Raw genomic sequence first — 11,584 nt, 5'->3', positions numbered from 1 at the left:
CATATTTTTACGTACCGCTACCGAATGAATTTTTGATTTAATCGTTCGCTCGTTATATTTAGATATAAATGAAGCCAGATACTTTTTTCTCTCCTCAGACTCAATCGATGGCGCACTTCTCGACATCCATTGGAAAAAGCGTTCTTTCTTAATCGGTGGAATAGTTGACGTATCGGATTGTTCAGACCTTTTTTCCTGATCAGCCAAGACGGGTTGAGTGACTGAATAGTTATCTTCCACAACCCTGTTTTTATCCGCCATCAAGATATATTCACTGAGTTGACGAACCGTTTGTAATTCTGCGAAAAATTGCCGTACTGAAAGTTTTACACCAAATCGTTGATGGATCGGCTCTAACGCTTCGAATAACAAGAGTGATTCCGCCCCCAATTCAACCAGCGGTATTTCTAGTTTTATCTCTTCTTTCGGTAAACCAAATGTCTCTGCAAAAATAGCGATTATTTCTCTCTGAATAATTTCAATATTACTCATATCAACCTCACTTTCCTCAAAATGAAGACGATCTCTACCGTTTTTACAGCTCAGATTGCCGTTCTTTCAAATGGATAAGTTGGCAGCGGGAGCCGTTTACGATATTCGCTCTGGTAAAAAATATCCCAATTGATACTTCCCCCGGCCTGCCAGACAGAGGCAGGCGAAATATACATCTCTTGCAGTTTACTCAATTGAGGGGTCACCACTAGGGCTTTATTTAGCAGGCCCGATATCAGTTCACGGATATCACGTGCGACAATCACCTTACGTATGGATAAATGTCGTCGGCCACGTTGTAAGGTAAATGCCACATCAGCGATATTCGTTTCTGGGTACTGCTCAAGATATTTCACTAAATCCAAAATTTTTTGCGCTAATGCGGTCTCAGTACGTGCACTCAGCGGGATCAGGTGTGCTGCCGCCTGGGAAGGTGTGTCAGGCTTTCTCTCCGGTGGTTCGGCAACGACAACATGAACATTTGTACCACCGATCCCGAACGAGCTAACGCCAGCAATTCTCGCCGCCTTGTCGTTATCCCAATCTCTGGATTCAGTAGGCACATAAAACGGGGATTCAGGCTCCCTCAATTCAGCGCAGGGAGATTCACAATTCATTGACGGAGGAATAATGCCTGAATTGACAGCATAGATGGCTTTTATCAGCCCAGCGATACCCGAGGCACAATCAGCATGACCAAGATTGGATTTAATCGAACCTAAAGCACACGATCTGGCCGATACGCCGGCAAATACCCGTCCCAGCGCCCGTAATTCAATTCCATCACCAACAGGTGTGCCAGTACCATGCGCTTCAATCAAACCAATCTGATCAGCTCGGACATCAGCCGCCGCAAGCGCACGACGGATCACCTGCTCCTGACCTGAAACCCCCGGGGCACTATAACCCGCCTTGACAGACCCATCGTTGTTGATTGCCGACCCTTTGATAACCGCCAAAATCGGCTCACCATTAAGCAGAGCATCCTCCAGACGGCGTAATACCACGAACGCGGTAGCATCAGAGAAAATCGTACCGTCAGCTTGCTCATCGAACGCGCAAACTCGTCCTGTCGGGGATAATATCCCTCCCGCATGGTAAACATAACCAACATGAGCGGGATACCTGACACAAACACCGCCTGCCAGCGCCATGTCACTTTCACCTAGCAATAGACTGTTGCAAGCCATATGCACAGCCACTAGTGAACCTGAGCAAAAAGTGCCTACGCTGACAGCAGGCCCTAAACAGTTGAGCTTATACGCCACACGCGTTGCCAAAGCATCGACAGAACTTCCACCAAACAGCAGCATGGCGTCAGCAGAAGAGGGGGTCAGCGTCGGTACATCGGCTTGCCAAGTACTCCGGCGAGAACCGATAAAAACTGAACAGAGCCCTGCGTCTGCCCCGCTGGAATAACCGCTAAGTTCCAGTGCCTCATGGCAAACCTCCAGACAAATCCGTTGCTGAGGGTCCATTTTAGAAACTTCTCTTGGCATCATTTGAAAATAGCTGTAATCAAACGCCTCTGGATCTTGCAGGTACGCACCACGCGGAACGTAATGCAATCCGCCTTCATCCACATCAACGCCCCGATGATGAAGTTCTTCATTGGTATAACTCGAAATCAGTTCCCGTTTCCCTAAGATCGCATCCCAAAGATCTTGACTCGAATCTGCATTAGGAAAACGTCCAGCGATGCTGGTAATCGCAATATCTGTTGAATAATGCATCTGTATTTTTGATTTCATGCTAATTCCCTTTCCCGAACACGTTGGTCTTGCCGATCCGCGCTATAGCACACCGCCTTGATTACGCTTTTTCTCTACTTGCATCGTAAGAGACGCCACGGTGCTCGATTCGAAAAGATCAACCATAGATACCACAACATTAAAATGAGCATTAACTTGTCGCACCAACTCAGCCCCGACCAGTGAATCTCCCCCTAAATCGAAAAAGTTCGATTCATGATCAACTGCGCAGCGCAGTACACCACGCCAAATAGCGGTCATATCATCGATAATGGATTTATTTGATGCCGAGGGAGATACCATTGCAGTCTGCGCCGTATCCATTTGCAATGAATTCTCCACAATATTATGCAACCGCTCATTCAAAGGTACGGTGGAGACAGCAAAACGCGGCTCTGCATGGCATGCCGAGAAAATAATATCCAACGCATTAACGACATCAGCATGACGTAAAGGGCGAGCACGATTGACGCTGTATTTGAAGCTACTTGACTCATCCCAACCCTCCCATCCATCCCAATCAATGGAGAAATAGGGTTTATCCAAATGGTGGGTTGAAGCAAATGCGGCACAAGCTTCGTTTGCCGCAGCGTAAGGTGCAAGCCCCAACCCCCCCGCGAAAACCGACAGAGATGAGGTAAAACAGCCAAATTTCAGAGGACGATCGGCAAATATTTCATGCAAAACAGCAGCCCCTTTTAACTTCGGCTGCATCAACTTTTCCCAATCATGCTGAGCCGAATTTTGCAACCACTGGATTGTTGCCTGACCAGAAAGCCCGGCAGCATGGACAAAACAGTTAGCAGCCCCCAGTCTGGATTCCACACGGGAAAGTTCTGCCAACACACCAGCTTTATCTGTTACATCGGCAGTAATCACTGCAAAGTCCGCCCCCATATTGCGCAATTGCGCTATCCGTTGGCTCTGCAATGTATCAGACTGGGTGAGATCTCTGGATGTCTGACCGAGCAGGATAAGTTTTGCGTTAAACTTGGTGACCAGATATTGTGCAACGCCAAAACCAACTGTTCCTAATCCTCCGGTCACTAAACAGATCATGTCAGGTGAAAGATTTTTGCTAACCGCTGGGTTTTCAACGTCAAAATAGCGTTCCCAACGCCAACCTTGACGCATAGCAACCGCATTCTGATTATGAGCAGTAAAAAGTTCAGCCACGGTATACTGGGCATCATTAAGAGAGCTAAGTTCTTTGGCCGGTATGTCGATAACTTTCACTATCATGCCAGGCAATTCTTGGTTGATCGCCGAAATGGATGCCAGCGCTGTAGCCCGTTCAATACTCCGTGGCTCTCTGCCCATCACGTCGATAAAACCGGGTCCGATCAATGTTAACGAAATGGCTTTATTTCCCACTTGAGAAAACGCTTTTACCCGATTAAACAGCGTAAATGGGAACCGATCTTCCCCTACCGGCACTTCATCCACTGACGGGATATCACCCAAAATGAAGAGGATATGATCTGGTGTATGCGCTGGTTGTGCCTTCAACCTTAGCATCAAACGCTGAACACTGACGGGATCGTCAACGTTAACGATGTACTTTTTTTCATCGAAAGCAGTTTCATCGAAGGCAGTTTTATCAAGAGAAGTGACACGATTTTCATGCACTTCAAACACGTTTTGCCCCAGCTCACGCAGTACATCCGCGATCGGACACATCTCTTTATCGCTGTTATCATAGAAAATCAGCCAGTTACGCTTAGCCACCGCTGATGATATCGGCGACAAGCGCTGTGTTCGTTTCCAGCGTTCAACATAAACGCCGACTGATTCGTCGGAAGTCTCAGAGCTTGCTACAGGTTGACCAGTGCCAAGCTCTGGTTTGTACTCTGTTAATGTTGAATCGGTGTACCAACAGCGCCGACGTTGCAACGGTTGAACCGGGAGTGGAATACGTTGAACAACTTCCCCATCTCGCAATATCGACCAATCTATCACCAAACCACGTTGCCAGAGCTTGCCGATCAGTTTGACTAAAGCCGAGTCGCGCTCTTCATGGAGAGCATCCAAACGAATAATATTTTCAGGATTTACAACGACTTCAGAGAAACTATCAGGCGAATGGCCCAAATCTAATATCACATCATTTGCTGATATAACTTTATTCTGCTGCTGTAAGCTCGGCAGCGCACCATCAATCAAGATAGCTTTCACATTATTGCCATCAATCATGCCGTGATGTTTAGACCAAAAACTTCCGGGCAAAGCTATATCACGCTCAGCGAAATTACCACGCTCAGAAAAATGTGATGTCACATTTCCTAGCAACTTATCAACGATTTCAGGCAATGTCAGCATACCCAGCGAGCAGGCCACAGCAAGGTCGTAACGACTATCGGATATGATGAATATTGGCGTCGAAATTATCTTCCGCCAACAATTGATCGCCGCAATTATCGCCACAAGATTGGCAATTTTTCCCTTATCGCCATCATTTATTGTCATTTCAGTGATATCGATTTTACCGATGTTATGGGAAACATCTGTCGGCAATGCAGCAAGCAACCTATCCACTTCTTGCCAATAACCCGGTATCTGCACAGATAAAGCGGATCGAATAGCAGGACCAAGTGCAATCACCAGACGTTGTGGTTCAGAGATTTGTGCTGTGACGGTGAAATCTGCATTTCTGATACCATCAATCAACATTTTCACATCTTTAGCGTATAAACAGGCTCTGTATGGCTGGGCTGCACGGCCTTCCGCATAAGTAAAAGCCACTTCATCAATATGCGTATCGGGTTTAATCTCCAGCATTTTTGCCAAATTGGTACTCAATGTGTTCAGGGCATTAGCGCTGCGTCCCCCTAACGGAATGGCTCGCCAGCCAACGCTATTTTTACCTGACTTTCTTACCGGTGCTTGTTCCAAAATCATGTGAACATTGCTGCCACCGGCGCCAAAAGAGCTCACTCCTGCCCGTCGTGGTCCTTTCACCGGCCAGTTGATGGGCGTGGTATTGATAATGAAAGGACTTTGCTCAAGATTCATAGTAGAGCTGGCCTTGCTGAACGTCGGATGTGGGGCAATCGTGCCACTCTTTAATGCCATTATCGTCTTGGCTAATCCAGCAAACCCCGCCGCCGCCGCTAAATGACCCACGTTAGCTTTGATCGATCCCAATGCACAAAATCTCTCACGCTCCGTATTCTGGCGGAAAGCCTGACAAAGCGCGGCATATTCCACCGAATCTCCAAGCGGCGTTGCGGTACCATGCGCCTCGATCATCCCTAATTCATCCGGCCCAACACCGGCAAGCGCCTGAGCATCCAAAATCAGTTTTCGTTGCCCATCCACCCCCGGCGCCGCAAAGCCAGCCCGCGCTGAACCATCATTATTTGCCGCTGAACCGAGGATCACCGCATGGATGGCATCCCCATTGCTAATGGCTTCATCCAATGGCCGTAGCGCCACCAGCCCCGCGCCATCACCAAAGAAAGTCCCTGATGCCTTCTCATCGAACGGTCTACAATATCCATCTTCTGAGAAGATCATATCGTTTTGGTAAAAATAACCCGGTCGAGAATGGGTACATACAGAGACACCACCGGCGAAAGCAATCTCGCACTCACCAAGCAAGAGGCTTTGTATCGCCATATGCACCGCTGTCAGTGATGTCGAACAACCGGTCAAGACAGCTACGCTCGGACCGTTAAAACCTAGTTTGTATGAAATCCGTGCTGGTAGATAATCCTTATCGTTAGTCAGCATGAGCTCTGTTCCCATTATTGAAACCAGATCACACTCAGATTTAATGACATTAGGCAAATAGGTATTCATCGAACTGCCGGTAAAAACCCCGATACGCGGGCGTCGGAAAGGATTACCATAACCCGTCGCTTCGGCCAGTTCCCATGCGCATTCAAGCAGCATTCGATGTTGAGGATCGAGCAATTCAGCTTCTCGCTGGCTGATTGAAAAGAAATCCGGGTCGAATAGATCAATATCCGATAAACACGAATCGACAGGAACATAATTTTTTGCAGTGAATATATGCCGTGCTACCCCACGGCGAATCAGCTCTTCCTGACTATATCTTTTGGCAAGCATTCGGCCTGCAACAAGATTCTCCCATAGCGTATCTAAGCTATTCGCCACAGGTAACCGACAGGTTACGCCAATGATGGCAATCGCATTATCAGACATCTGGTTCCCCTTTCAACGAATGAGTTTGTTTCTCTTTCAATGCCTTTCTTGCATTCAACGTTTTCTGACGTCGCGTTTGGGTTGTTTTATCCGCAACTTCTACCGGTGTTATCGATTGCAGAGGGCTTAAAAGATAATTAGCTAACTTTCGAATAGTCGGAAAACGGAATAAATCTGAAGGAGCCAAGGCACCACATCCCGGTAATTGCACGAGCTGTGCATGGATTTGCATCAGTGCCAATGAATTACCGCCAATATTAAAAAATGCGTCATCCAGCCCGACGGTTGATCTTCCCAACACTTCACACCAAATTCTCGAAATTTCGGCAAAAACCGAATCAACAGGTAACACAGGCGCGGGTCTCAACGAACTGATATCTGTCAATTGCCCCGCTTCAATCAAGCCATTTAATGCTCTTCTATCAATTTTGTTGTGAGCATTACGCGGCAATTCATCCGCCAGCAGCATCCTGCCGGGTAACATGTAGATGGGGAGATAAGCTTTAAGGTGATCACGAATAGCGGACTCTTCGGGAAGGTTATCCTTACTGACAGGGACGAATATTGCGACTAAACGATCAAGCCCTTCGTGAGATTCAATAATAACGGCAGCGTTCGCAATAGCCTGATGGCGATTGAGACAATCCTCAATCTCAGCAATTTCAATTCGATAACCCGAAACTTTTACCTGGTCATCCACGCGCCCGCAAAAATGGATTCGTTCCCCATCCCAATAGGCTAAATCACCGGTTTTATAGATACGTCCATGATGAATATAGGGATCGGCAATGAAGCGCTGTTCTGTTAACTGTTCAAGGCCAACATAACCACGGGCAACGCCACGACCGCCAATGTAAATTTCGCCAACCTCACCTATCGGGGGTGTTTGCCCCGCAGGATTTAAAAGATAGACCGTTGCGAAGTTTAACGGTTTGCCTATGGGGATCACATTGTAGTCAGTCAGTTCTTTCGTTACTTTTTCCACTGTGGTGTAAATTGTCGCCTCCGCCGGACCATACACATTCCACAATGTCCACCGCTCATCTAAATAGGGCCGAATCGTGGCACTGAGCAGCGCTTCCCCACAAATTACCCAATGCTTTATCGTATAAGCTCTTGGCCGAGCCTGAAACTCAGATAACAGGCTTTTCAAACTGGATGGCGTCTGGGTGATAATCGTTACCTGCTCTGCTTCAAGAAGATCCAGCAACTTGTCAGGTTGGTTGCGTATATCATCGGGCACAATGACTAAAACCCCACCAGAACACAGAGCGCCCCAAATCTCCCACACAGATAAGTCAAAACTGGCCGCATGGAACCAAGTCCACACCTCGCCTGGCGCGGGGGCCAAATATTCGTCCATTGCGTTAAAACAGGAAACAACATTGTTGTGTTCAACATCAATGCCTTTGGGAACCCCGGTGGAACCCGAAGTGAAGACACTGTATGCGATCGAAGAAGGCGTACAATGATCAAGCGTGGCATGATCAAATGTCGAATGATCAACAGGCCCTGCCGCCAAGGCGGATTCAGTCGCCGCAATGGTCATCAGCTTAGCTGTACACCTGTTATCTGGATCAACATCAGCGTTAACCACAACAAGCTTCATCGCTGATTGTTCGACAATCTGCGCCAGACGGTTCTGGGGCAACCTGGGATCTAACGGTACGTATCCCGCGCCCGCACGCATAATACCAAGCATGGCCACCACCGCTTCCAGTGACGGCAACAATGCAATTCCGACGCGATCGCCGGGCACCACCCCATTTTGTATAAGCTGAACAGCGACTTTCAGCGACCAACGTTGCAAATCCAAATAAGTTAATGTATCGGCACCATAACGAATCGCTACTGACGTCGGTTGTTGCGTTACTCGTTGATCAAAAAGCGCAACGAGAGTTTGGTTTGACACTTCCGGGAGAGCGTTAGAATTAATCGGACCAGATGGCAGATTGTAATCCTCTGATTTTAGCGCCAACAAAGTATTCATCTCTTCATCAGGATCTGCTATCAGCATCTCAAGCACTTGCTGGAAGCGCTCTGCAAATATCTGAAGGCCCAAATGTGAGAAAAAATGTTTATCTGCTTTAAACTCACATCTTAAATGGGAACCGGCATCGACAAACAACAGTTCAATATCAAGTTGACCTTCCTGCTGACAAACCCTGAATGGGGAAATAGTTTGTCCCGCCCATGATGCTTGAACAGAATCGTCAGCCATCTCCAGCGCCACCCAACGCGATTGTCCTGCATGCCCTAACATATTCACCGCAACCTGAAACAGTGGGTTACGATCATCATGTCGTTCCACAGCCAGGTGTTCGACCATTTGGCTGAGGCAAAAATTTCGATTATCAAGGGCCGATAACAATTGCTCCTTCGCTGCTAAGAGGAAGTGATGAAATGTCTGCTCGACGGATAAACGTATGGGCAATACATTAAACAAACAGCCGACAATGTGCTGATGAACTGAATGACGCATCGATACTGGTACCCCCATGACGATATCGGCAGCTTTTGTCTCTCTGGTAATGTAAGCACTCCATGCGGTTAATATGACCGTAAAGATCGATCCTCCTATTTCTGAAGCAAGCTGCTTGATTTTTTTGGTTGTCTCTTCACCAATACTAAACAGAATGGATGACTTGTCATTAGCGCCTTTGCGCCAAAAACTATCCCATTGCAACATGGCCGGTGGCTGCTTTAAACATTCACTCCAATAAGCTTTCGATTCCTCTGCTGCTTCACTTTGGTAATATTCTCGTTCTTTGATTGCATAATCCTTGAAATCCTCAATGGGCGGTAACCAGGAATCATCATCTTCGCCAAGTTCAGCCAGATAATAGTGTTCAAGCTGATCCCACATCAGCTCCAGTGAAGTAAAATCCGACACAATATGGTGAACACACATATGTAAAACGTATTCTTCCGCACTGACAACGTAGATACCAAAACGCAGACACGACACTTTTTCTAATTGAAAAGGGATGGAATGAAAGTTCTGAACGGCATCTTCAAGCTCGCCTTGGCTCAAGTTCGTTGCATCGAAAACCTCTAATGTCGGCGGCAAGTGTTCGTTAATGACCAACTTTGGCTCACCATTCACATTAATGAAAGAGCTTCTCAGGGTGGCATTCTTGGAAACGAGCCGGTTAACCGCATAGCGAAAAGCATCGATTTGAAACGATCCATGAATACGGAATGCCATGGAAATATTATATTTGGAATCGCCAGGAGTATAATTGTCAATGAACCATAAAGCGCTCTGCTGCATGGACAGCAATTCTTCATCACCAGTCTGTGGGTAATCTTTATACATAACGTGTCAAGCTCCATAAATACTTAAACAGTATCCCCTCTGGTAAGTTAGCTTCGTTACGGAGAGGGCAAAATTTGTGCTTGGTGTTACTCCATCAATCAACGGCTCGTTAGAAATAGCGTTTCAACTTTTCAACCAGCTCAGAAATGCTACAGTCGTCAAAAAAGACAGACATGGGGATTAATTTCCCAATGATTCCACGCAACCGCTGAGCAATCGTAATGGCTGACATAGAGTCCATATCAATCTCATTCAACTTCGTGTCGGCAGTAACGTTTCCTCCTGCAACCAATTTTTTAAGCTCTTCTATCACTATTTCAGTCATTGCCTGACGTTGCTCTTCATGGGAAGGTTTTTCTGGCGTGACCACATCATCAATTTGCGTAGAACTGAAAGTAGGCTCTATATCATTCACCGGCTCTTGCCGGTAAATCATCCTCTCCAGAGCAACCTGACTAAAGTTTCCAGCAATCAGCTTGGCATAATGAGGAATATCCGCGCTGATGACGGTATCTATGACATTTTTAATATCACCCTCAAGCTCCCATGTGATCCCCGTGCCTGGTAACCCAGTCGCGACCCGATATCTCATCAAAGCATCCACGAATGTGTTCGCGGCAGCATATACCCCCTGACCTGCAACACCAATAATCTCTGACAGTGGGGAAAATGTAATGAATCCATCTAGGCTTAGCTCTTGAGTTGCCAGATGTAGGTTCCAGATTCCCGCTATTTTCTGGCGGAAAACTTTTTCAACCGAACGGTTGTTTAACGTGGTAAGCAGATCGCCTTCAACGGCGCTTGCCAAATGGTAGATCCCCCGTAAAGGGTGACCTGTTCTATCGATACGTCGCAATATTGCTTTGACGTCCTCAATATCAGCTACATCACCTTGGAACAAACGGAGATTGCAACCCTGTGCTTTTCGTTGTTCAGACTCAGTAATTAAATTAACCGACGGAGCGGAGTGTCCCATCAACGTGACGTGCCTTGCCCCAGCCGCAAACAGATTCTCGGCCAGCATACGCCCGGTATCGCCAAACCCGCCGGTGATAAGATAGTTCGCATTCTGTTTTATCTCCGTCTTTTCTTGGCTAACTGCTAACGGTCTAACCTGACGCTGACAAGTACATTGATCACGAACGAGAAACTCCCTCTGTTCATGCTGATTTGGCATGATGGCAAGAACCGATGTTATCTCTTCGTCCCCAACCTGTTTAACCGGCAAATCAATCAAGCCAACTTCAATATATGGGTACTCTTTGGCAATGACCCGGCCTAATCCCCATAAACTACTACCAGACAAGCCTACCGTATTAAAATGCTCGCCAGACACCTGCACACCTTGAGTAAGAACCCAAAGTTGCGTTTTTGCTTCGTGATGGCGCTCGGCAATTCTGTTAGCAATAAGACGTAAACTTTCTAACTCACGTAATTCATTAGCCACAATATCCGCAGCGTTCAAGAACTCCTCGTGGCTAGCTAAATAGATCAGGGTGTCCGTGTTCCCTATTGCATCAATTTGAGAGGCAGGATCTGCAACAAGATCAATACCAACAACATCAATTCCCTTCGCTTCAAGCAACTCCTTCACATGGTGAGTAAAATTGGCGTTTCTACTAATGACAGTACATTGAGTTAATAACGGAACATTGGGCAATACGATATTACGTTTCACCCAATCCAGATTGAATAGTTGCATGCCACTCTTCTCCAAATCACGAAACAATACATCACACGTGTAGCCCGTTTTAAGCTGCATATTATCAAGACGCATCAGGCTTTCGTCCCCCATACGTCAAATTTTATGCCTATGAACCTTCTGACTTCCCCATATCCCTCTTCGCACATTTGT

The 11,584-nt window shown here is 46.8% G+C and carries 5 protein-coding genes; all 5 read right to left on the bottom strand.

Going from position 1 to position 11,584, the window contains the following annotated elements; all coding sequences use genetic code 11:
* A partial coding sequence (locus SLS51_RS20135; RefSeq protein ID WP_323840368.1) for an acyl carrier protein occupies nt 1–492 on the bottom strand: 492 nt, incomplete at its 3' end.
* 50 nt (nt 493–542) lie between these two features.
* Nucleotides 543–2,243 (bottom strand): beta-ketoacyl synthase N-terminal-like domain-containing protein, encoded by a 1,701-nt coding sequence (locus SLS51_RS20130; protein WP_323840367.1) that lies wholly within the window; start codon nt 2,241–2,243, stop codon nt 543–545.
* A gap of 42 nt (nt 2,244–2,285) precedes the next feature.
* A complete protein-coding gene (locus tag SLS51_RS20125) occupies nt 2,286–6,410 on the bottom strand; it encodes an SDR family NAD(P)-dependent oxidoreductase (RefSeq protein ID WP_323840366.1) in 4,125 nt (1,374 codons plus the stop codon).
* Nucleotides 6,403–9,729 (bottom strand): non-ribosomal peptide synthetase, encoded by a 3,327-nt coding sequence (locus SLS51_RS20120; RefSeq protein ID WP_323840365.1) that lies wholly within the window; start codon nt 9,727–9,729, stop codon nt 6,403–6,405. Before SLS51_RS20120 ends, SLS51_RS20125 begins: the two co-directional genes overlap by 8 nt.
* A gap of 109 nt (nt 9,730–9,838) precedes the next feature.
* Entirely contained in the window at nt 9,839–11,506 is a 1,668-nt protein-coding gene (locus SLS51_RS20115; protein WP_323840364.1) for a beta-ketoacyl reductase, read from the bottom strand.
* Nucleotides 11,507–11,584: the final 78 nt, after the last annotated feature.

Source organism: Photorhabdus africana (assembly GCF_035181445.1).
Taxonomy (GTDB): domain Bacteria; phylum Pseudomonadota; class Gammaproteobacteria; order Enterobacterales; family Enterobacteriaceae; genus Photorhabdus; species Photorhabdus laumondii.
This window is presented reverse-complemented; position numbering and strand designations above follow the sequence as displayed.

Bases quoted from the DNA above. Each gene is read 5' to 3' on its own strand.
- SLS51_RS20130 (WP_323840367.1), bottom strand. From the start codon at position 2,243: ATGAAATCAAAAATACAGATGCATTATTCAACAGATATTGCGATTACC.
- SLS51_RS20125 (WP_323840366.1), bottom strand. From the start codon at position 6,410: ATGTCTGATAATGCGATTGCCATCATTGGCGTAACCTGTCGGTTACCT.
- SLS51_RS20120 (WP_323840365.1), bottom strand. From the start codon at position 9,729: ATGTATAAAGATTACCCACAGACTGGTGATGAAGAATTGCTGTCCATG.
- SLS51_RS20115 (WP_323840364.1), bottom strand. From the start codon at position 11,506: ATGCGTCTTGATAATATGCAGCTTAAAACGGGCTACACGTGTGATGTA.